This window comes from Dyadobacter fermentans DSM 18053, assembly GCF_000023125.1.
Classification (GTDB): Bacteria; Bacteroidota; Bacteroidia; order Cytophagales; family Spirosomataceae; genus Dyadobacter; species Dyadobacter fermentans.
The window spans coordinates 6,846,380-6,868,275 of sequence record NC_013037.1 but is presented as its reverse complement, the minus strand read 5'-3'; the positions used below and the strand labels follow the sequence as shown (position 1 = coordinate 6,868,275).

Sequence of the window (21,896 nt, the reverse complement as noted above, 5' to 3'; positions counted from 1 at the left end):
AGCTGAATAGTAAAATTAAATATTAGGTTCGGTCTATTTTTGCAAATGTAAATCAGAGAAATTTAAAATCTGTATCCAGTCGAACATTTTAACATCATGCCCTCCCGGCCGGATATGAAAGCCGATTTGGCCCATCAGGGGCTGATTCAACGGCGGAAACGCCCCGTCCGGAAAACCGTTCGTCCCGAGAAAACGGTACACAGCATCCGCAGCCCGCGCGGTGGCAAACTCACCCTGCGGATCGGAATTCTTATCGTCTTCGGCGGTTGCAAGGTATACGGGTCGCGGAGCAATGAGCGAAAGGACGAAATGCTGATCGAACGGCAGTTCGGAATCTTTTCCTCTATAATGCGCAAAATTCCTGGCGAACCAGTGCGGGAATGCCGTGCAAAGGCGGTTGATGTCCTCACCCACACCACGGCGGAACTGCTTTCCGCCACCCGCCCCCGACTCATTGCTCAGCACGGCAGCAAAACGGCGGTCGGTTGCACCGGCCCAGAGCGCAGCCTTGCCCAACCGCGAAAAACCGAACACGGCTACTCGTTTCGCATCAATATCCCTGTCCGTTTCGAGGTAATCCAGCCCGCGGCTGAGCGCCCATGCCCAGGCAGCAATCGTCCCGAAATTATCCTCCCGCTGTTGCAATTCGGGGTAGAGCGGGTGAATGCCCGTTTGAAATGCCTGTGCCTTCCGGTCGGAAGCGACCTCCTCACGGTACAGCGTCACGAGCGCATACCCGCGTGCGAGAATGCTGTCCACAGCCCATTGCGAGGCATTTACACCCCGGCAAGCATCGGTAGCTCTGCCGTCGGCCCCGCACGGGAACATCCGGCTGTTCTCCACCCAGGCAGTGGTGAGCTTAATCCCCGGATCGGGGTGAATGGCCTGGTTACCGATGAAATTGAGGCCGATAATAGCCGGCACAGGCTGTTTGGCTTGATTTGGAATGTAAATCAGCAGATCGAACTTCGCTTGCCTCCCTTTTTCGGTAATATGGATCGTCACTTGCTTACGCGTGGCTTTACCGCCCAGCGCATTTTTGTCAAGATCAAAAACCTCGAACCGCATGTTTTTCGGCTGCTGCGGTGCGGCTCCGTACATTTCCCGGGTCATCGTTTCGCGGATTTCCTGCCGCCTGCGCTCCCAGTCTTTCGCAGATTTTACCTTTTTACCATTATTAAAAAGAAGCGGATCGGGCAGTCGCTGCACATCCTGGGCATGTGAAAGTTTTGGAAAAACAACGAGACACCAGGTGACTACAAGAAACAATATCCTCATCATGAGCCTGTTAATGCAAATTGACGATTATTTCTTATTGAAGTAATTGTGCATAAAGAGCAATTGATGCTGGACTGCATTTTCCCAGTATGGCCAGTTGTGCGCACCGGGGCGTGAAATGTAGTCATGCGGGATCTTGCGGTATTCGAGCTGCTCGTGTAGGTTTTGGTTCACGCCGTAGAAGAAATCGTCGGTGCCACAGTCAATAATGAGCGAGAGGGAGTTAGGCGTTAGCAAATGGAGCATATTAATGACCGTATTCTTCTCCCATCTTTCGGGCTGCTCGGCGTAGCTGCCCAGGCGCTTGGCCATGTCCCAATTGTTGGGGAACGGGCGGATATCCACGCCGCCGCTCATGCTGCCCGCCGTTCCGTACACGTCCTGGTGCCGGAATGCGAGGTACAAAGCGCCATGTCCGCCCATGCTCAACCCGGTAATCCCCCGGCCCTTGCGGTCCTTGACCGTCTTATAATGCTGGTCCACATAGGATACCAGCTCTTTGGAAACATAGGTCTCAAACTGCGACTGCGGGTCCACAGGACTATCCCAATACCAGCTGCTGAAACCGCCGTTGGGGCACACGATGATCATGTTATACTGGTCGGCGGCTTTCTGGATGTTGGGCGCTTTCGTGATCCAGTTGGCGTGGTTGCCGCTGTACCCATGCAGGAGGTAAACCACGGGGAACTCCTTGCCGGCATCGTAAGCCGCAGGCCGCACTACCACCACTTTAAGGCTTTTTTTCATGGTCGCGCTGTTCACCTCCACGGTGTCCACCCGGGCGGCGTGAACCTGGCTAAGCGCAAACAAAACAAATACGAGGAGCGAGAGAAATGCTTTTTTCATTGTAAAGAATGGAAAGGGAATCGGGAAAATGACGACAAGTGCCGGCCGGTACCATCCGTTTTTTGAGAAAATTTTCTACAACTGGACGGAGTAACAGCCGCGAACGACGCAAATATTGTAGAAACCGTGGAAATATCCCGTTTTGAGCTGCGGGAATGTGCCTGGCATTTAAATTGATATAATCCTGCTATATCTAAATTAACTCTAACTCAAAATTTTACAACGATGGGAAATCTCCTTTATACGATAGCGGTCATCCTGGTGATCCTTTGGCTGATCGGCTATTTCGGCTTTGCAAGTTTTGGATTAGGAAACATCATTCACATTCTGCTGGTGATCGCGGTGATCGCCATTATCCTGCGCGTGATACGCGGTGACAGGGTAGTATAGCAAAACCTCCATTCGGCATTGCAGCCCGGAACGCAAGTCATCGAGCGTTCCGGGCTTTTTTAAACCAGGAAAATCATGGAAACAAAAGTTGAATACAATTATCCTTCACTCGTGAATGCGGCATTTGCCAGCCGACTGGATGCCCAGAAAGCGTTCGACGAGCTAATGTACCGCGGCTATAAGCCCGACGAGATCAATGTGATCGTGTCGGACGAAACGCATCGTGTACATCATCAGGAGATCGAGGATGAAAAACCCGCGCATTCCACCTTGGAAAATGCGGGTATCGGATCGGCGATCGGCGGCACCGCCGGGGCGATTGCCGGCGCATTGATCGCCATCGGGACGACAGTGATCATCCCGGGCCTGGGCATTGCCGTGGCCGGGCCGCTGTTGGCCGCATTGACGGGTGCCGGCGCCGGTGGCCTCACAGGTGGCATTGTGGGCGCATTGCACAACCGCGGCGTTCCCAAAGAACACGCAGAAGCGTTTGAATCGAGCATTCGCGCGGGCGAAACGATCATTTCGTTTACCCCGCATACAATCGAGGACCGGATGGAGATCATCGAAGCCTGGAACCGCTACGGCGCCCGGCAACTCCACGGCAACGAAAATTATACAGTCTGAAAAAGCAAAGAACCCGCCAGCGAGCGGGTTCTTTGTTATAATATGTCTTTAATCCTTATCCACACATTTTCGGCCAGTATCTTGTGCCCTTCCGCGGTGGGGTGAATGCCGTCGGACTGGTTCAGTTTGGACTCGCCTCCCACCCCTTCGAGCAGGAATGGGATGAGCGTTACATCGTTCTTCTCGGCAAGATCAGCATATACTTCTTTAAATTCCGTTGCGTATTTCTGGCCCATGTTTGGCGGGATTTGCATTCCTGCCAGCACGCGTTTCGCATCCGGATATTTCGCCTTTACCTTGTCCAGGATCTCTTGCAGGTTTTTCTTCGTTTCTGAAACCGGAATGCCCCGCAGGCCGTCGTTGCCGCCTAGTTCGAGAACGAAAACGTCGAGCGGTTGTTTGAGCAGCCAGTCGATGCGGCTATTCCCGCCCGATGTGGTTTCACCGCTCACTCCGGCATTGATGACCTTGTAGTTCAGGCCGAGCGAGTCGATGCGTTTCTGGATCAGTCCGGCAAATGCCTGTGACGGATCATCGAGGCCGTAACCGGCGGTGAGGCTGTTGCCAAAAAAAACGATCGTTTTCTTTTTCGCGGGCGTTGCTTTTGCCGCAGTTTGTGTGGAACCGGCATCCTGAGCCGCCTCCTCTTTTTTCTCGCCGCCGCACGAAAACAGTACGGTCGCGAGCAGGGATAATGTTACAAATGTTTTGAAATGACGCACTGCGATCATAGTAGGTATCGAAAGGGTACAAAATTTGTAGTTAAAAAACGCATACCCGGCCATTCACGCTCATTTATACACCGTTTAAACTATATTTATGAGAAGCAAATGCCGAAAAGGCCCAAATTAGGTCTTCCGCGGTTGCCGGTACGAGCACCACGCAAACATAAAAGAAAAAACGATTGATGAATACCATACTCGATCTGCACGAAGTCAGTAAAATATACAAAAGCGGTGACCGCACCCTCAAAGTCCTCGACAATATCAGTTTTTCCATCGAAACCGGCTCGATCGTCTCCATTGTGGGCCCTTCCGGAAGCGGTAAAACGACGCTTCTGGGCCTCTGCGCCGGGCTCGACCGGTCTACATCTGGCAGCGTAGAGCTGCACGGAACCCGCCTCAACGGGCTGAACGAAGACCAGCTTGCCGCCGTGCGTAACCAGTATGTCGGATTTATCTTCCAGAATTTCCAGCTGCTCCCGACGCTCACGGCTTTGGAAAACGTAATGGTGCCGATGGAGCTGCGCGGTGAAAAGAATGTGAAACAGCGCGCCCTCGACCTGCTCGACAAAGTGGGCCTGGCCGAACGCAGCCACCATTATCCCACCCAGCTCAGCGGCGGGGAACAGCAGCGCGTATCGCTCGCCCGTGCATTCTCGAACCAGCCGCAAATCCTGTTCGCCGACGAGCCGACCGGCAACCTCGATGCCGAAACGAGTGAAAAAGTGGTAAAGCTGCTTTTCGACCTCAACCGCGAGGCCGGCACTACGCTGGTGGTGGTCACGCACGACCTCGAACTCGCTGCCAAAACCCAGCGCATTATCCGCATTAAGGGCGGAAAAATTGTGGAGGCAAGCTAACCGTGATTCCCCGATGAACCCCAATACGATCAAATTTTCCTGGTTACTGCAAATGGCCTGGCGCGACAGTCGGAAAAACCGTGCGCGGCTGGCCCTGTTCATATCTTCCATTATCCTCGGCATCGCGGCGCTGGTGGCCATTTATTCGCTGGGCGATAACCTCCGCGAGAATATCGACAGCCAGGCGGCGACGCTCATCGGCGCCGATTTATCCATTTACAGCGGCAAAAAGATTTAAGGAAAGGCGATGGCCTTTGTGGATTCGCTGGGCAAAGTGCGCTCGGAAGAACGAGCATTCGCTTCGATGGTTTATTTCAACAAAGGCGGCGGCAGCAGGCTTACACAGGTGAAGGCGCTAGCCGGCGATTTCCCCTATTACGGAAAGCTGGAAACGATTCCCGTATCGGCTGAAAAGACCTTCCGCGACCGCCAGGAGGCGCTGGTGGACCAAACACTCATGCTCCAATACCGCGCGCAGGTCGGCGATTCGATCCGGATCGGCGAGGTGACGTTCGCCATTGCGGGTGTGCTGGAAAAAGCGCCCGGCTCCACCGGCATTACCGCCTCCGTAGCGCCGGTTGTGTACATTCCGATGCGCTTTCTCGATCAAACGGGCCTCATGCAGAAAGGCAGCCGCGTCGGGTACAGGTATTATTTCAAATATCCTGCAAAAACGGATGTCGAGAAGATGGTTAAAACGCTGGAACCGAAATTCGAACGCTACGACCTTGACTTCAACACCGTTCAGAGCCAGAAAGAAGATACCGGACGCTCCTTCCGTGACCTGACCCGTTTTTTGTCGCTGGTGGGATTTGTGGCATTGCTCCTCGGGTGCATAGGCGTGGCGAGCGCGATACACATTTACGTACGCGAGAAGCTCAATTCCATTGCCATACTTCGCTGCCTCGGCGTAAAAGCCTCTCAGGCATTCATGATTTACCTCATTCAAATTGCCGGCATAGGGTTGATCGGCACCATTCTCGGCACAATCCTGGGTACGGTGATCCAGCAATTTTTGCCGGTTGTGCTGCAAGACCTGCTTCCATTTGACCTCACCACCGACATCTCCTGGCCGGCCATCGGTCAGGGACTGGCCATTGGCGTGCTGATTTCGATCCTTTTTGCATTGCCGCCGCTCGTATCAATCCGCAAAGTATCTCCTTTGAACGTCCTCCGCTCGGCCTCCGACGCCTCCCATCCCGAACGCGACGCGGTAAGCTGGGCATTGTACGGGCTGATTGTCCTGTTCATATTCGGGTTTTCGTTTCTCCAAATGCAAACCTGGGTGCAGGCACTGGTATTTACGGGCAGCATCCTGGCCTCGTTCCTGATTTTGTTCGGCATCGCAAGTCTGCTCATGTGGCTCGTACGCCGGTTTTTCCCCACTTCTTGGAGCTACCTCTGGCGCCAGGGACTTGCCAATTTGTACCGTCCCAATAACCAGACTACCATCCTGATCGTATCGGTAGGCCTCGGCACGTCACTGATATGCACGCTGTTTTTTATCCAAACCATCCTGCTCAACCGTGTGAAGCTTTCGGGGAGCGACAATCAGCCTAATATGGTGCTTTTCGACATTCAGAGTCACCAGAAAGACGGCGTGCTCCGCATTGCGAAAGCGCAGAACGTACCCATTAACCAGAGCGTTCCGATCGTGAACATGCGGCTCGAAGAAGTGAATGGCAAAACCGCCTCTGATTTCGAAGGCGACACCACCGCCGAGCAGTCGCGCCGCATTTTCGGCCGTGAGTACCGCGTCACATTCCGCGATTCTACGACCTCTTCGGAAAAGATCACCAAAGGAAAATGGCAGGGTACTTACAACCCTTCCGACGCATTGATCCCCATTTCCGTCGAGCAGGGTTTCGCGGAAAGAAGCCGCCTCGAACTGGGCGACACGCTGGTTTTCAACGTGCAGGGGACCATTATGAACACAAGCATTGCCAGCTTCCGGGAAGTAAACTGGAGTGAAGTCCGCACGAACTTCCTGGTGGTATTCCCGACCGGCGTCCTTGAAGACGCACCGCAGTTCCACGCCATGCTCACACACGTGCCCAACCCCGAGATCTCCGCACAGTTCCAGCAGGCATTGGTAAGGGAATATCCCAACATTTCCATCATCGACCTCGCCCTTGTTTTGCGGGTTTTGGACGATATTTTCAACAAAATCGGCTTTGTGATCCGCTTCATGGCCGGTTTCAGCATTCTGACAGGCCTGATCGTTCTGATCGCTTCGGTGATGATCAGCAAATACCAGCGCATTCAGGAAAGTGTCCTTTTGCGCACATTGGGCGCCAGCCGCAAACAGATATTCGTGATCACCTCGCTGGAATACTTCTTCCTCGGCGCCCTCGCCGCCTTCACCGGCATCCTGATCGCCGTGATCGGCAGTTTCGCCCTGGCAAAATTTAACTTCGAATCCGAATTCAACCCTGAGCTCTGGCCGATCGCCTTGATCTTTCTTTTCGTCTCGTTGCTAACTGTCATTATCGGTTTGCTCAATAGCCGCGGCATCTTGTCCCGCCCACCGCTGGAAGTGTTGCGGCAGGATGTTTAGTGTTTTATTTTTGGTTATCTTTAAACTAAAAATTCACACACGATTTGCAATTTGATATCAGCGGCAACTTGAAGCCGTACGACGTTATACAAACTGACTGGTTTACGTTCAAGGCGGAGTTTGTGGATGCATTTCCGCACTCTGAAACAAGGCGGCTGATTTTCGAAAACTTTTCTGTGTACATGGAAACGTTGATTGCCATTATCGGCACGGGCTTTCACCAGTGGATAGATGGCAGTTTCGTAACCAGGAAACTCAACCCTGGCGACATTGACTTTGTGACATTTATTGACTCCGCAACTTTCAGCAGGAACGAGAACCTGCTGAATAGTCTTCGAGTTTTAAGCCGTGACCGAAGTCTGCGTTTGGACGGTTACTATGTAAAAAACTATCCGATGGATCGCAAAGAGTTTATTTACACTCAGATGGACTCTATCCAATGGAGACACGAGTTTGCCAAGGACTCCCGGAAAAGGCAATCAAAAGGATTTATACAGCTAAACTATTGAGTCATGGAGCTAGAAATGATTGAAGATCTGGAAGACTGGGGTTTGCGCGTAACGCGGCTCATCGAACTCGTAGCGCTAACCAATCAGACCCTGCAAATGCATCGCGATGGGGGTGACTCAGGCTTAATCGTCAGGCAATATGAAGAACTGCTAGCCGAACATCAGCAAGAGCTCGATGAACTGCTGAAATCTCGTGGATTAACCCTGAAAGTTGTCATTTCCGATAGCGCCGCCTAACCGCCGTCCCCTACTCGATTTCCCTTCCCGCGTCCTATTCCTGTGCGATGATTTAACAATTCCTTAATCCGCATTCCTGCGTTTATTCTTTCTGCCGATCCCATTTTTGGTCCTGAAATGTGGCTTTAATGCAACTTTTCTTTTCCCGATTAGACTTTGGGACGATTTAAAATCATTATTCCTACACCCTGACGATAGTTATCAATTTCATCCAAATTAATCTTCATATTTTTTCAAACGTTTGCACAGAATTTCAAACGTTTGCATTAGATATAAACTTATTTCAATTAATTATTTTAAAAATACAATTGTAATCTTGTATTTCAAGACCTTAAATTTTCCTCTTATGACTAAAAATCAATCAACGTCCTCATTACTATTCACCGTAAAATCCAATAATCCACGACTATGAGAAAAACTTCGACTCTATCAGTCAGGACCGGGATATTCCGAAACTGCCTTATGCAGGTGACGGCCGTTTGTGGCCTCCATGCGATTGCCGCAGCCGAGATACCGGTTCCCGAAGGCCAGCCCCGAAAACATGTTGAAACCAACATGACCCGCATGCAGGAAGTAACGCTTACGGGCAAAGTGGTCACGGAAGGTTCGTCCGAAGGACTGCCCGGCGTAACCGTGGTCATCTCCGACGTAGATGGCGGAAACAAGCAAGGCGCAACGACTAATGAATCCGGCGTTTTCAGCTTTGCCAATCTCCAAACCGGCACACGTTATAACCTCGAATTCAGCTATATCGGTTTTGAAAAGCAGTCTTTGAAAGACTTTTTGCTCACGGAAAGCAATGCGGCTTCCATTGAAGTCAAACTGAAAGAATCCGCGTCCAACCTGAGCGAGGTGGTGGTAGTCGGCTACGGCAGCACCACCAAAAAAGACATTACCGGCTCGGTGAAGTCGCTGAAAAGCGCCGAGTTTAACCAAGGGATCATCAACTCGCCCGAGCAATTGCTGCAAGGCAAGGTATCGGGTGTGAACATTACCTCGGCAACGGGCGAGCCCGGCGGCAAGACGAACATCACGGTACGCGGTCCGGGCGGTGTGCGCACGGGCAGCACGCCGTTGTTCGTCGTCGACGGGATGGCGCTGGATAACAGCGGCACCGGCGGCGATACCAACCCGCTGAACTTCCTCAACCCGCAGGACATTGAGTCGATCGACGTACTGAAAGATGCCTCGGCAACAGCCATTTACGGTGCTCGCGGTGCGAACGGGGTAATCCTGATCACGACCAAAAAAGGCAAGTCGGGCCAGGCAGCAGTAACCTATTCGGGTAGCCTGGGCATTTCTAATGTAGCGCGGCCAATGGACGTGCTTTCGGGACCGGAATTCCTCGCAGAAGCGGCTAAACTGGGAGCCACCGTGGCCGACGGCAAGGCGGATACCGACTGGCAGAAGGAGATTTTCCGCACCGCTACCACGCATAACCACAACATTTCCATCGGCGGAGGCAGCGAAAAAATGACCTATTACGCCTCATTCGGCTCGCAAAAGCAACAGGGTATCCTCAAAAACAGCCAGCAAAACCGCTACACCGGTCGCGTGAACCTTTCGCAAAAGCTGTTTGAAGACCGCGTGACGCTGGACGTGAACCTGAATGCAACCAATACGAAAAACAACCGTCCGAATATCCCGAACGTAATTGGTAGCGCACTCACGATCAACCCGACCTATTCGCCGTTCGACGCGAACGGCGAGATCGCCCGTTATGAGGATTTCACGAACCCGTTGTTCGCATTGAACCAATATAAGGAAGTGCTCACGACCAACCGCGTGCTTGCCAGCATTTCGCCTTCGGTGAAAATCATCGATGGATTGGTTTACAAGCTGAACTTCGGTATAGACAATTCCACGGCTACGCAGGACAAACAGCTGTTACCCAGCACAATCCCGGCGGAAATCGGCCGTTTGGAAAACTACGGCCTGCGCAACACCAACAAGCTGATCGAGAACTACCTGACCTACACGCTGAACTCGAAAATGCACAGTTTGAATGCATTGATAGGCCATTCGTACCAGCACATTTTTATCCAGAGCCGGAATTTCAGCATTAACAAATTCCCGATCTCGGACATCGAGCCGATTTACAACCCTGGGCTAGGCCAGGACCTTTCACTGGTGCTGAACCAGCCGGGCGGGTTCGCGACGATCAATGAGCTGCAATCGTTCTTCGGCCGCGCGAGCTACGGTTTCAAAGACAAATACCTCGTTACCGCCACATTGCGTATCGACGGTTCGTCGAAATTCGGATCGAACAACAAATACGGATCATTCCCCTCATTCTCATTGGGTTGGAGGATTTCCGAAGAGCCCTTCATGAAATCGTCGCCTTTCTCGGAACTGAAACTCCGTGCAGGCTGGGGATCGACGGGTAACCAGGAAATTCCTTCGAAAATCACCCAGGCGCGCTTTACCTCGGTCGTTTCCGGATCGGCCAGTTATCCGCTTGATGGCGGCAACACCTATCCAGGAGGTACCACGTACACGCGTCTGGCAAACCCCAACATTCAATGGGAAGTGTCTAAGCAAACCGACGTTGGTTTGGATTTCGGCTTGTTCAAAGGTGCTTTGAGCGGGGAAGTCGATTATTTCAGAAAGGTTTCCGAAAAAATGCTGCTGGAAGTGATCCCTGCCGACCCGGTGCAGCCAGCCGGCACATTCTGGACCAACGTGCCTGACATGCAGATCATTAACCAGGGTATGGAAGTAGATCTGAACTACCGCAATGCATTGGAAAACGGGCTGCGGTATTCAGTTGGCGGTAATATCACTTTCATCAAAAACCGCGTCGAAAACTCTCCTTACTCCGTGATTCCATCGGGTTCCGCACAGGGTTCCGGGCTTACTTCGGCGACCATCAACGGCTATATCAACGGCGAGGCGATCGGTTCGTTCTACCTGAAAGACTTCATCGGTTTTGACGAAAACGGCATCAGCAAATTCCGTGACGTGGATGGAAACGGCATCGTGAACGACGCCGACCGGGTGGTGGCCGGTACTGCATTGCCTACCCGCATGTACAATTTCAATGGTAATGTGAGTTTCAAGGGCTTCGATCTTTCGGCCAATTTCAATGGCGTTGCCGGCAACAAAGTGTACGACAACACAGCGAACTCGAATTTTTACAAACTCAAACTTTCCAAAGGCGTGAACGTGACGCCGGAAGCGCTTTCGGAACCATCGGAATCGGTGAACAACGCGGCATTGGTGTCGACCAGGTATCTCAAAAGCGGGGCGTTCCTGAGATTGAACAACCTGGTGCTTGGCTATAACCTCAACACGGCGAAGCTGGGCATCAACCGGTGGGTACAAACGGCCCGTATTTCGGTAACCGGCCAAAACCTGGCTGTATGGACGAAATACAACGGCTTCGATCCAGAGGTGAGCAACGACCGCTCTATCGCAGGCATTACCTCCTACGGTATCGACTACCTGAGCTATCCGAAAGCAAGAACCGTCATATTCTCGATCAATCTTGGATTTTAATTATTGACCCATGAAGAAGAAATTAACAACCATATTCACGGTGGCCGGCCTGCTCATGCTGAGTAACGCCTGTACCGACCTGAAAGAACAAGTACTGGACGAAACGCTGAGCGCGAAACTTTCAGAAGAAGAAACCGTCAACGGCTTGCTGGCGCCCACGTACGCATTGCTGCCGAACCTGTTCCAGCACACGACCTACTTCGCATTGCAGGAAATCTCGACCGACGAGGCGATCCTTCCCTACCGCGGCGGCACCGACTGGGGCGACAACGGCATTTACCTCGCATTGCACGCCCACAACACCACCAGCACCGACCCGAATGTGAACAACACCTGGAACCAGTTGGTACAATCCATTTCAAGGTGTATCACGGCCATTGAAGGCCTGAAAACCGCCACTTCGCCCAATACGGCACTTTACACGGCCGAAGCACGCGGAATGCGCGCCTACTACAATATGGTGATGCTCGACCTATTCGGCATTGCGTTCGTGAAGGAGGAGCCGGGAACGACTTCGAAGATCATCCGCGGCGACGAAGCTGTGAAATACATTGAGAGCGAATTCCTGGCCGTGGAACCCGTTTTGCGCCCGAAAGCTACCGTAGGCCCCGGCCGGCTCAACCAGGCTGCCGTGTGGAGCTTGCTGGCACGTTTGTATCTCAATGCGGCAGTGTACCGTAACATTTACGCGCCTACCTTCGACTTTAAGGCGGAGGATATGGACAAGGTGATCCAGTATACCGACAAGGTGATCAACTCGGGCCAGGCGAAACTTTCCCCGGATTATTTCGCGATTTTCGGCAACGATAACCATACCAACGAAGAGCTTATTTTCGCGGTAGACCAGCGTGCCGATCTGAACGGACATAACCGCATGGCCTATTTCTCGATCTCGGGTGACCAGTTCCCGCTGGCAGAATTCCCGGCGGCCAATGGTACCGACGGCCCGGGCATCACTTCGGACTTCTACCAAACCTGGGTGCAAGCTTACGGTGCCGTGGACCCATCCCGCGACCCGCGTTTTTACCAGCAAAACATGTCGATTTACACCAATGCAGCCGACACCTGCGTGAACGACGCGGATTATAAGATCAACCGCGGTATTCTCAGAGGCCAGCAATACGGCGCATTGCGCGTGAACGGCGCATTCCTCCGCTGCCCCGACGGCAAGCTGAAAGTGGGTAAACTGACCTACGTTACCAGAAACCGCTCCGATTTACCGGTAAGTTTCTCCGAAATGATCGACTTCACCACCGCAGGCAGCAACTATAACACCGGCTACCGCGTGGAGAAATACGAGTTTAGCAGCAAGTCGAACACGGGCCGTAACCGCGGAGAAGCGGATATCGTGATCGTGCGCCTGGCCGACGTTTACCTCATGCGCGCCGAAGCCAAGCTCCGCAAAAGTAACGACGCAGCAGGTGCCCTGGCCGACGTTAACCTCGTACGTGCCTCACGTACCAAAACGCTCGCGCCGCCTGCATTAACGAGCATGACCCTCGACCTGCTCTTCCGTGAGCGCGGTTTCGAGTTCTACTGGGAAATGCTGCGCCGCCCGGATATGATCCGCTTTGGCAAGTATGAAGGCAAATGGACCGAAAAAACCAATGCAGACGTGAAGAAACGCATCTTCCCGATCCCGCAAACGGCCATCGACGGCGCGTCCAACCTGCCTGGCTATTTGCAGCAGAATGACGGATATTGATTTTTTAATGCATAAAAGCAGAAAGCGAGGCGGGTTTCCGTCTCGCTTTCTGCTTTTTACACTGGTGTTCTATTCGATATTCTCCGCCATCTCGCTTTCCTCCCGATCGTGGATACCCAGCTGATCCTCATAGGTATTCACGAACGTGCGCCTGACGGCCTCGGATTTGTTCATATAAGTAGTAAGAGCGGCAGTCCAGAGAATCTGAAACGGAATGCCGGCAAATGCATTGGCCTCCTGCGGTATCGAAAAGCAATAGTTGAGCACAACGGAAAGAATGCTGAATGCCAGGTTAAGCGATATAAAACCGCTGTAAATAATAGGAAATGAATCGCGGTTCTTGGCATACAAGCGCCAGAGAAAAATGGCATAACACCACGATCCGACACTGAAAATACACTGAAGAATGAGGAAAAGCTGGTAACCGAAGCGTTTCAGTCCGGTCGCATCATTCATGCGGTCCCATTCGGCAATGGTGAAGAATGACCCCGCCTCGGCGGTCATCAGTCCCAGCGGGAGCAGCACGGAAAGAGCCACGATCACGATGCCGATCAGGATAAGCCATCCATTCTTCGAAGCCGCCGGGGCGTGAAAACGTGCGCCGGGCGAATAGCGTTCCAGCTTCCGGGCCGCGATGAAACAGCAAAACACCGTGAGCAATGCCAGCATAAGCATCCACCCATTCACCCCGCCCCAGCTGATCAAAAGACTGGAATTATCGTCGACGCGCTGTTCGAGGTATCCGGTCAGCTTTTCGATGTCTTCCCTGTACTGGCTAACCTGATCAGCGGGAATGTGATCTTGTTTGGTTTTGAAAACATAGGTTAGCTCCCATACCTTTTCTTTGGGCAGGAACTCCGATTTATAGGAAATATCATAAGCCATTCGCTCCACATTCCACTGATCCACCGGCACGCCGCGGTCGGCCTGGAAATGTACGCGGGCCTTGTAGGTGATGTTGGTCGGGTAGTTGAGGAAAACAGGCGAGTTGCGCTTCCGAGCCGGCAGCGTGCGCACATGATCGTACATAATGCGTCCGAGCACCTGGAAATACCAGTTTTCCGTCTGTCCGCCGACTTGCCAGGCATCGTTCAGCCGGTACCTTTCGACTACGGAAATGTTGTTGGCTTCCCGCTGATCGTAAAATTCCAGCGAATCGAGGCGTTCCAGTCCGCTGTTTTTGTAAAGTTCAGCGTAAAAATTAAAGTACGAATCTTCAAGCTCCGACAACACAGATTCCTGTAATGTGCTTCTGAAATTTTCGGCATCGTGATTGAAATACACCGTTTTCACCTGCAACACGCCGCCGGAAATGGTATCGCCCATCGCCGGGAGGTAAAAATCCTCCGTAATTTCCGTCGAACCGGGGTTCTGCGCCTCCATATGGAGCAGCTTGCTTTGCCTTTCTTTCAACAATAATCCATAACCGTAAGCAGCGAAGGAAGTCTGCGGGATCGCGCCGCCCTGCAATGCGATCGTCGGGTCAACAAACACATAATCGCGTGCCTCGGGCGCGCGGTTTTCCAAATCGTGCATCAGCACCCGCGCCACCACATGATTAAAGTCGGCGGGCGACGGCAGGTAGTCTTCCAAATGCGAGCGCTTGTAGGTGTCCACCAGCACCGGCGACGCCTCGACGCCATTGGCATTCAAAATAGCGCAAAGCAGAAGTGTTTTGTCCTTGCAATCGCCGTACCGCTGGTTGAAAACGTCCTCGGCTTTGTGCGGCCTGTGCGAGTTTTCACCCGTTTCGATACCGAGGTACCGCACATCGTCCTGCACGAAACGCACGGCTTTTTCAATGTAATCGAGGCGGCTTTCCGAGGTGCGTTTCCATTCATCCACTTTCGCTTTTAAAGCGCCCGAAACGGTGGGAATGCTGTAAAAATTCAATCCCCAGTCGACCACTTCTTTCCAGTTCTTAAACTCCGTAACCTGCACCGAAGGGGTTTCGTCGTACCAACTGGGCCTGTCTTCCTGGTAGGAAATCCTTTTGATATTCCGCGCGTCCCATTCGTATATCCGCAGGCCGTTCTGCGTGTGCTCCTTGCGGGCAGGCGGTTTGTTGAAGTCTTTGGTATAAACCGCCCGACCAGCTTTCGCGAGAACGGCCACGTGCACATGTCCGAGATAATCGCCGGTCGCGAAGGAGAAAAAGTCGGAGTACTTCCCTTTAAAAACCGGATTCCAGCCCGTACACGAGTAGGCGAGCTCGATGCGGTCGCCTTTGCGGATGTCTTTCAGGATCACCGACGCGGTATGGTATCCGTTGTAAATAAACCGCTGCCGGTCCGTTTCTACGGGGATTACTTTGAAATCAGCCAGGTTGAGCCGCGACATCGCCACGCCGTCACGCCAGACGATCAGGCTGTGCACATTCAGGCGCTCGTAGGAAGGGTCAAATGCGATGATCATTTCGGAGCCATTCTGCACGCCGCTTTCCGAAACGATTTGCCTGATTACCCGCCGGTAAACCGTTTGCTCATCGAGATTGGTTTGTGTGTCGGAAAAAGCAATGTAAAAGCCGTTGGAAAAGTCTTTGGCACCCGCTGGCTTCCCGCCGGGCGTTACCGGAACCACCCACGACGGCGCGGGCTTAATGCCAATGGAAGGTGCTGCACCGAGCTCGCCAAAGCCCATGGCAATAACACACAATACAGACAGTAACAGTCGGATCGGACGAAATGTAAAGATCAAGATGATAAAGAAGATAGAAGAGTTACAGGGCAACTAAGGTAGCATTTATCCAAAAAAGTATCTGAGGGTTACTCATATTTTATTTCGGGCACAATCTGCATTGCGCCCGGTACTCAAATCCGCAGCGACGACTCCCGGATCACCAGCTCCGAAGGCAGCACGATGCTCTCCGGCGAAAAGTCTCCCGAACCATTCAACTGGTTGAGGAACAAGCGGGAAGCTTCCATGCCGATCTTGCGCCCGGGCCGGTGCACAGTGGTGAGCGAAGGAAATGTATATGCCGAAATAGGCGAATTGTCAAAGCCTACGAGCCCGATATCCTGAGGAATGCGCAGGCCCCGGTCTTTGGCCACCCGCATCGCACCGATCGCCACCTGGTCATTCACGCCGAAAATCGCATCGGGCGGTGAAGCGAGGTCGAGCAGCCGCTTGGTAGGCAGAATGGCACTTTCGACATTGAAATTGGTATTGATAATGAGGTCTTCGCGGATAGGGAAATTGTGTTTTTTCAAACAATTGATATATCCCTTAAAACGCTGCTCGGAAACGGTGAGGCCATTGGGACCTTTCAAATGCGCGATCTGCTTGTAACCAATGGAAATCAAATGCTCCACCGCCGCGAAAGCGCCGTGATAATCGTCCACGGTGGCCCGGCTGGTTTCAAAATCCTCATATTCGCGGTCGATGAAAATCAGCGGGGTTTTACGCTGGATCACGTTTTCGAGATGCTCGTAGTAGCCCGCATCGTAGGTTTCCTGCGAAACCGACAGGAAAATGCCCTCGGTCCGGTTCGAGAGCAGCTTGGAAAGCGATTCCTTTTCGAGCAGGTAACTTTCGTTGGTCACGCAGATGTTGAGCGTGTAACCCATGGGCTGCAACACCGTGTGCAGGCCCTCAATCACCGCAGTCTCGTAATAATTGCTGATCGTCGGCACCACCACGCCGAGCGAGGCGGTCTTCTTGTTGAGCAAGCTCAGCGACACTTCGTTGCGTTGGTAACCCACCTCCCGTGCATATTCCTGGATGTTTTTGCGGGTGTCTTCGTTGATCGCCGGATGGTCGTTCAGCGCGCGTGAAACGGTGGATGGAGAACACCGGAAACGGCGTGCAATGTCTTTAATCGTAACAGGACGTGAGGAATTCATGGGTTGGAATAGGACAATTAAATCTTTGAAATTTTTTCAAACGTTTGCATTCAATATTAACATATTTACATTTTGTGTTTAATTTATACAACACTATCATTGTGCAAATGTAATGGATTTACCACAATGAGTGACCTGCTGATTAAGCCCCGAACACACGACAAGACCTATCATTCCCTCACCGCCGAACAGGCTGGCTGGACCTACCTGAACTTCGAAGCTAAAATACTGGAAGCCGGCGAACAAATCGAAGGCAACACGGGCGATTATGAATATTGTTTCGCATTGCTCGGCGGTAATTTCAAAGTGGAAGCCGCCGGCCAGGTCTGGGAAACGCGCAACGGTCGCAAGGATGTGTTCAGCGGAATAGGGCACGCCATGTACCTTTCCCGCCGGACGCCGTTCGTCCTCACGGCGCAATCGCCCGGGACCGATATCGCGATTTGCAAAGTGCTTTCCGACGAGGATTTCCCACCGCGCATGAAACGCCCCGAGGAAGCCGCCATCGAATACCGCGGCGGTGATAATGCCAACCGCCAGATCAACAGCCTGCTCGAACCGGGCTTCGGCTGTCACAAGATCGTGTGCGTGGAAGTATACACGCCATCGGGCAACTGGAGCTCGTTCCCGGCCCACAAGCACGACGAGCGGAAGGTAGCCGGCGACGGCACTTTACTCGAAGCGAACCTCGAAGAAATCTACTTTTACAAAATCGACAAACCGCAGGGCTACGCGATCCAGCAGGTGTACACCGACGACCGTTCGCTGGACGAAATTATCCGTGTGAAAAACAATGAGGCCGTATTGGTGCCGCGCGGCTACCATCCCGTAGTGGCTGGCCACGGCTATAATGTGTATTACCTTAATTTCCTCGCCGGAAGCGACCAGTCGCTCGCCAACACGTCCGACCCCGATCACGACTGGATTTACGGAAGCTGGAAAGGCACCGACCCGAGACTACCGATCGTCACCGCTGAGATGAATGGGTGAAAAGGTACTTCGGCGGTCGGAGCTTAAAGGACTTCGGCAGTCGGCTATCGGCCGTCGAACCTTGAAGTACTTCGGCAGTCGGCTATCGGCCGTCGAACCTTGAAGTACTTCGGCAGTCGGCTATCGGCCGTCGAACCTTTTGAAAACAGAAATAGAGTAAAATAAATAAAAAGCCGAAAGCCGATAGCTGAAAGCCGACAGCCAAAAGCCGACAGCCGACAGCCGATAGCCGAAGTAAAACCCAATTCCCATGCCCAGATACGATCTTCTTACCCTTGGCCGCTCTTCCATTGACCTTTACTCGGCCAACGTGGGCAGCCCTTTTGAAAAAATTGAGGCATTCAATGCCTTTGTGGGCGGTTGCCCGCTCAATATTGCCACCGGAAGCCGCCGGCTGGGTCTGGAAACAGCCATTCTCACCGGTATCGGCAATGATCAGGTGGGGAATTTCATCAAACATTTCCTTGACAACGAGGGCATTGTAACCGACTGGGTGCCGGTTATCGAAGGCACCCGCAGTTCGGCCGTCGTGCTGGGCATCGAGCCGCCCGACCGCTTTCCGCTCGTTTACTATCGCGAAAACTGCGCGGACATCAACCTGAATATCGACCACGTATCCGCCATACCGTTCCAGGATTTCAAGGCTGCTGCGTTCTCCGGGACTGCATTCAGCAAAGATCCAAGCCGTACCGCCATGTTCTATGCGTTGGAAATGGCGAAAAAGAATGGCGTGACGCGTCTGCTGGACATCGATTTCCGCGCAGATCAGTGGTTTGATCCCCGCGCATTCGGGGTGACGATCCGCGCGGCGTTGGGCAGCTTCAATATTGTGGTGGGAACCGAAGAAGAAATACTGGCTACGTTTTTGACTGATAAAGAGCAGCTTCTGATCAAACATCAGCAGATATCGGCGCCGGAGATCCGCGGGAATATCGACAATGCGATCCGGGAAATCCTGAATTCGGGCGTTGAAACGCTCGTGGTGAAGCGCGGCAAGGATGGGGCGTCCATTTTCCAGCCCGGCAAAGAGGAAGTAAAAGTACCCGGCTTTCCAGTGGAAGTATTGAATGTGCTGGGCGCTGGTGATGCTTTTTGTGCGGGCTTCTCGTTTGGGTTGCTGCGTGGCTGGGATTTGTACAAGAGTGTCAGAATGGGTAATGCCTGCGGGGCGATCATCGTCACCCGCGAAGGCTGCGCGAATTTCATGCCGACTTATGATGAAGTAATCGGGTTTGTGGAAGGATACGGAGGATTATAATTATTAAACGACAATGGAAAAATTACAGAATTACATCAACGGCCGGTGGGTCGACAGTCACTCCGATCATTATGTGGACGTGCTGAACCCTGCCAGCCAGGAAGTGCTCGCAAAAGTTCCTTACGGCATCGCGCAGGACGTAGCCGACGCGGCCGCTGCGGCGCACGAGGGTTTTCAGGAATGGAGAAATACGCCGGTCTCGAAGCGTGTGCAATATCTGTTTAAACTAAAAACACTGCTCGAAGACAACGCCGACGACATTGCCAGGACCATCGTGCTCGAATCGGGCAAGACTTTCGTGGAGGCCAGGGCCGAAATGGTGCGTGCGATCGAAAACGTCGAAAACGCCTGCGGAATGCCCACGCTCATCCAGGGCGAGTTCTCGGAAGACATTGCCAAGGGCATCGACGAATACATGATCCGCCAGCCGCTGGGCGTTTGTGCGTGCATTGCGCCATTCAACTTCCCGGGCATGATCACGTTCTGGTTCCTACCCTACGCACTCGCCTGCGGGAACAGCTACATCATTAAGCCGTCGGAAAAAGTGCCGCTCACGATGACCAAGATCGTGCGCATCATGGAGCAGCTCGACCTTCCCAACGGCGTACTGAACCTCGTGCAAGGCGCACGGGAAACGGTAGACGCGATCCTGGAACACCCGGTTATCAAAGGAATCAGCTTCGTGGGGTCTTCCAACGTTGCCCGTTATGTGTATGCCAAAGGTTCCGCCAACGGCAAGCGTGTGCAGGCCCAGGGCGGCGCGAAAAACCCTGTGATCGTGCTACCGGATGCGGATATTGAAATGACCTCCCAGATCGTGATCGACAGCGTGTACGGCTGCGCCGGCCAGCGCTGCCTCGCCGCCTCGACGATCATCACCGTGGGCGAGCATAAGGACATTACCGAGAGCCTCGTGGAATCGGCGCGGAACCGTAAAACCGGTTTTGGCCTGGATTCGGATGTGTTGATGGGCCCGGTGATCACGGCCGAAAGCAAAAACCGCGTGCATAACCTCATCGACAAAGGTTTGCAGGAAGGCGGGCGCGTGCTTGTGGACGGACGTAATACAAAGATCGATGGTTATGAAAACGGCAACTTCATTGCCCCCACCATCATCGAGGACATTCCGCTGGACGGCGAACTGGCCGCAACCGAGATTTTCGGGCCGGTGCTCAGTTTGGTTCACATTAATACCATCGAAGAGGCGATCCGCTTTATCAACTCCGGAAAATACGGCAATATGGCCTGCATTTTCACGAGCAGCGGCCTCAATGCCCGCCGTTTCCGCCACGAGGCCGAGGCCGGCAATATCGGTATCAACATCGGGGTAGCCGCTCCTGTGGCGCAGTTCCCCTTCTCGGGCTGGAAGGATAGCTTCTATGGCGACCTCCACGGCCAGGGCAAACACGCCGTCGAGTTTTTCACCCAAACCAAAGTGGTGATCGAGCGCTGGCTAAAAGAATGGAACCGAAAATTTTAAAAGAACAACTCGCTCGCAACTCCTACAATGACAAAAAAACTCAAAACCGGTGTGATCGGACTGGGCCGGATTGGCCAGATCCACCTCAGCAACCTCGTGCACCACATGCCGGACGCAGAAGTGATCATCGCTTCCGACCTGTCGCCCGCTGCACACGCTTTCGCACACCAGCTCGGCGTACCCGAAGTGACCACCGATGCCTACGACGTGATCAACCACCCCGACGTGGAGGCGGTGATCATTTGCTCCCCTACCCCTTTTCACGTGCCCTACACCGTGGCCGCGGCAGAAAAAGGAAAGCATATTTTCTGTGAAAAACCGCTTGACGTGACCCTGGAAGCGATTCAGGCAGCTGAAAAGGCGGTGGCTGACAACCACGTGAAGCTCATGCTGGGCTTCAACCGTCGCTTCGATGCCAACTTCAATAATGTGAGGCACCTGGTGGCGGATAACAAAATCGGAGAACCGCACATTCTCCGCATTACCAGCCGCGATCCTGCGCCCCCGCCGGTGGAATACCTGAAAGTTTCGGGCGGTATTTTCCTCGATATGTCCATTCACGACTTCGATATGGCCCGGTACATTGTAGGCAGCGAAGTGACGGAGGTATTCGTCAAAGGTGATGCGCTCATCCACCCCGAAATCAAGGAGTTCGGCGATATCGACACGGCGGTGATCGTTCTGACATTCGAAAACGGCGCCATTGGCGTAATCGACAACAGCCGCAAGGCGGTATACGGCTACGACCAGCGCCTGGAAATCTTCGGATCGAAAGGCATGGCGAAGGCCGAAAACAATACGACCGACACGCTCATTCATTTCGACAGCAATGGCGGCCACAGCTCGCTTCCGCTGCATTTCTTTTTGGAAAGGTATGAAACCGCCTATCGCGTCTGCCTTAAAACGTTCATCGATTGCGTGCTGAAAGACACGCCGTCGCCGGTGGACGCTCACGACGGCCTCATGGCAACCGCCATCGGCATTGCCGCCATGAAGTCGCTTACCGAGGGCCGGAGCGTGAAACTGGACGAAGTGCTGCAATATGCGACGGTATAGGGAATAGTCAGGTGTTGTGAGCGAAGGCCAGGCTTGGTCAT

18 protein-coding genes are annotated in these 21,896 nt (G+C 53.1%); 13 read left to right on the top strand and 5 right to left on the bottom strand.

The window, feature by feature from the left end; all coding sequences use genetic code 11:
* Window positions 1-33: 33 nt before the first annotated feature.
* Window positions 34-1,281, bottom strand: coding sequence for a glucuronyl esterase domain-containing protein (locus DFER_RS28515; RefSeq protein ID WP_015815142.1), 1,248 nt, complete (start codon window positions 1,279-1,281; stop codon window positions 34-36).
* A gap of 24 nt (window positions 1,282-1,305) precedes the next feature.
* Window positions 1,306-2,124 carry an alpha/beta hydrolase gene (locus tag DFER_RS28510; RefSeq protein WP_015815141.1) on the bottom strand — a complete coding sequence of 273 codons (819 nt, stop codon included), beginning with the start codon at window positions 2,122-2,124 and terminating at the stop codon, window positions 1,306-1,308.
* Window positions 2,125-2,349: 225 nt separating this feature from the next.
* On the opposite strand from DFER_RS28510, the gene DFER_RS29990 reads away from it, so the two are divergent.
* Together DFER_RS29990 and DFER_RS28505 are read left to right on the top strand one after the other, a co-directional pair.
* The gene (locus DFER_RS29990; protein ID WP_015815140.1) at window positions 2,350-2,514 is read left to right on the top strand and encodes a lmo0937 family membrane protein; all 165 of its coding nucleotides are present in this window, start codon (window positions 2,350-2,352) and stop codon (window positions 2,512-2,514) included.
* A gap of 75 nt (window positions 2,515-2,589) precedes the next feature.
* A complete protein-coding gene (locus tag DFER_RS28505) occupies window positions 2,590-3,141 on the top strand; it encodes a hypothetical protein (protein ID WP_015815139.1) in 552 nt (183 codons plus the stop codon).
* Window positions 3,142-3,176: 35 nt separating this feature from the next.
* On the opposite strand, the gene DFER_RS28500 is transcribed toward DFER_RS28505, so the two are convergent.
* A complete protein-coding gene (locus DFER_RS28500) occupies window positions 3,177-3,872 on the bottom strand; it encodes an arylesterase (RefSeq protein ID WP_041735644.1) in 696 nt (231 codons plus the stop codon).
* Between the two features lie 176 nt (window positions 3,873-4,048).
* Here DFER_RS28500 and DFER_RS28495 point away from each other — a divergent pair, with 176 nt between their 5' ends.
* From DFER_RS28495 to DFER_RS28470, 7 genes are all read left to right on the top strand, one after another.
* Complete coding sequence (locus tag DFER_RS28495) at window positions 4,049-4,723, top strand: ABC transporter ATP-binding protein (RefSeq protein WP_015815137.1); 675 nt, start codon at window positions 4,049-4,051, stop codon at window positions 4,721-4,723.
* Window positions 4,724-4,736: 13 nt separating this feature from the next.
* On the top strand, window positions 4,737-4,961 hold the full coding sequence (locus DFER_RS30800) for a hypothetical protein (RefSeq protein ID WP_310586752.1): 225 nt from the start codon (window positions 4,737-4,739) through the stop codon (window positions 4,959-4,961).
* A gap of 9 nt (window positions 4,962-4,970) precedes the next feature.
* Window positions 4,971-7,280 carry an ABC transporter permease gene (locus tag DFER_RS28490; protein WP_310586751.1) on the top strand — a complete coding sequence of 770 codons (2,310 nt, stop codon included), beginning with the start codon at window positions 4,971-4,973 and terminating at the stop codon, window positions 7,278-7,280.
* Window positions 7,281-7,324: 44 nt separating this feature from the next.
* Window positions 7,325-7,789, top strand: a complete 465-nt coding sequence (locus tag DFER_RS28485) for a DUF6932 family protein (RefSeq protein WP_015815136.1) — start codon at window positions 7,325-7,327, stop codon at window positions 7,787-7,789.
* A gap of 3 nt (window positions 7,790-7,792) precedes the next feature.
* The gene (locus DFER_RS28480) at window positions 7,793-8,026 is read left to right on the top strand and encodes a hypothetical protein (protein ID WP_015815135.1); all 234 of its coding nucleotides are present in this window, start codon (window positions 7,793-7,795) and stop codon (window positions 8,024-8,026) included.
* Between the two features lie 462 nt (window positions 8,027-8,488).
* Window positions 8,489-11,524, top strand: coding sequence for a SusC/RagA family TonB-linked outer membrane protein (locus DFER_RS28475; protein WP_015815134.1), 3,036 nt, complete (start codon window positions 8,489-8,491; stop codon window positions 11,522-11,524).
* Window positions 11,525-11,534: 10 nt separating this feature from the next.
* Window positions 11,535-13,229 carry a RagB/SusD family nutrient uptake outer membrane protein gene (locus tag DFER_RS28470; RefSeq protein ID WP_015815133.1) on the top strand — a complete coding sequence of 565 codons (1,695 nt, stop codon included), beginning with the start codon at window positions 11,535-11,537 and terminating at the stop codon, window positions 13,227-13,229.
* A gap of 69 nt (window positions 13,230-13,298) precedes the next feature.
* Here the strand turns inward: DFER_RS28470 and DFER_RS28465 are convergent, their stop codons facing one another.
* Together DFER_RS28465 and DFER_RS28460 are read right to left on the bottom strand one after the other, a co-directional pair.
* On the bottom strand, window positions 13,299-15,926 hold the full coding sequence (locus tag DFER_RS28465; protein ID WP_143828846.1) for a DUF3857 domain-containing protein: 2,628 nt from the start codon (window positions 15,924-15,926) through the stop codon (window positions 13,299-13,301).
* A 113-nt stretch (window positions 15,927-16,039) separates the two neighbouring features.
* Entirely contained in the window at window positions 16,040-17,071 is a 1,032-nt protein-coding gene (locus tag DFER_RS28460) for a LacI family DNA-binding transcriptional regulator (RefSeq protein WP_015815131.1), read from the bottom strand.
* Between the two features lie 126 nt (window positions 17,072-17,197).
* Between DFER_RS28460 and iolB the strand changes: the two genes are divergently transcribed.
* From iolB to iolG, 4 genes are all read left to right on the top strand, one after another.
* Window positions 17,198-18,061: a 5-deoxy-glucuronate isomerase gene (gene iolB, locus DFER_RS28455; protein WP_015815130.1), complete on the top strand. Its 864-nt coding sequence runs from the start codon at window positions 17,198-17,200 to the stop codon at window positions 18,059-18,061.
* Window positions 18,062-18,311: 250 nt separating this feature from the next.
* Complete coding sequence (iolC, locus tag DFER_RS28450) at window positions 18,312-19,319, top strand: 5-dehydro-2-deoxygluconokinase (protein WP_015815129.1); 1,008 nt, start codon at window positions 18,312-18,314, stop codon at window positions 19,317-19,319.
* 13 nt (window positions 19,320-19,332) lie between these two features.
* Window positions 19,333-20,799 carry a CoA-acylating methylmalonate-semialdehyde dehydrogenase gene (locus DFER_RS28445; protein ID WP_015815128.1) on the top strand — a complete coding sequence of 489 codons (1,467 nt, stop codon included), beginning with the start codon at window positions 19,333-19,335 and terminating at the stop codon, window positions 20,797-20,799.
* A 27-nt stretch (window positions 20,800-20,826) separates the two neighbouring features.
* Entirely contained in the window at window positions 20,827-21,855 is a 1,029-nt protein-coding gene (gene iolG, locus DFER_RS28440; RefSeq protein ID WP_015815127.1) for an inositol 2-dehydrogenase, read from the top strand.
* Window positions 21,856-21,896 lie beyond the last annotated feature (41 nt).

What these genes read in the sequence shown, in the direction of transcription:
- DFER_RS28515 (WP_015815142.1), bottom strand. Translation starts at nt 1,281, where the DNA reads ATGATGAGGATATTGTTTCTTGTAGTCACCTGGTGTCTCGTTGTTTTT.
- DFER_RS28510 (WP_015815141.1), bottom strand. Translation starts at nt 2,124, where the DNA reads ATGAAAAAAGCATTTCTCTCGCTCCTCGTATTTGTTTTGTTTGCGCTT.
- DFER_RS29990 (WP_015815140.1), top strand. Translation starts at nt 2,350, where the DNA reads ATGGGAAATCTCCTTTATACGATAGCGGTCATCCTGGTGATCCTTTGG.
- DFER_RS28505 (WP_015815139.1), top strand. Translation starts at nt 2,590, where the DNA reads ATGGAAACAAAAGTTGAATACAATTATCCTTCACTCGTGAATGCGGCA.
- DFER_RS28500 (WP_041735644.1), bottom strand. Translation starts at nt 3,872, where the DNA reads ATGATCGCAGTGCGTCATTTCAAAACATTTGTAACATTATCCCTGCTC.
- DFER_RS28495 (WP_015815137.1), top strand. Translation starts at nt 4,049, where the DNA reads ATGAATACCATACTCGATCTGCACGAAGTCAGTAAAATATACAAAAGC.
- DFER_RS30800 (WP_310586752.1), top strand. Translation starts at nt 4,737, where the DNA reads ATGAACCCCAATACGATCAAATTTTCCTGGTTACTGCAAATGGCCTGG.
- DFER_RS28490 (WP_310586751.1), top strand. Translation starts at nt 4,971, where the DNA reads ATGGCCTTTGTGGATTCGCTGGGCAAAGTGCGCTCGGAAGAACGAGCA.
- DFER_RS28480 (WP_015815135.1), top strand. Translation starts at nt 7,793, where the DNA reads ATGGAGCTAGAAATGATTGAAGATCTGGAAGACTGGGGTTTGCGCGTA.
- DFER_RS28475 (WP_015815134.1), top strand. Translation starts at nt 8,489, where the DNA reads ATGCAGGTGACGGCCGTTTGTGGCCTCCATGCGATTGCCGCAGCCGAG.
- DFER_RS28470 (WP_015815133.1), top strand. Translation starts at nt 11,535, where the DNA reads ATGAAGAAGAAATTAACAACCATATTCACGGTGGCCGGCCTGCTCATG.
- DFER_RS28460 (WP_015815131.1), bottom strand. Translation starts at nt 17,071, where the DNA reads ATGAATTCCTCACGTCCTGTTACGATTAAAGACATTGCACGCCGTTTC.
- iolB (WP_015815130.1), top strand. Translation starts at nt 17,198, where the DNA reads ATGAGTGACCTGCTGATTAAGCCCCGAACACACGACAAGACCTATCAT.
- iolC (WP_015815129.1), top strand. Translation starts at nt 18,312, where the DNA reads ATGCCCAGATACGATCTTCTTACCCTTGGCCGCTCTTCCATTGACCTT.
- DFER_RS28445 (WP_015815128.1), top strand. Translation starts at nt 19,333, where the DNA reads ATGGAAAAATTACAGAATTACATCAACGGCCGGTGGGTCGACAGTCAC.
- iolG (WP_015815127.1), top strand. Translation starts at nt 20,827, where the DNA reads ATGACAAAAAAACTCAAAACCGGTGTGATCGGACTGGGCCGGATTGGC.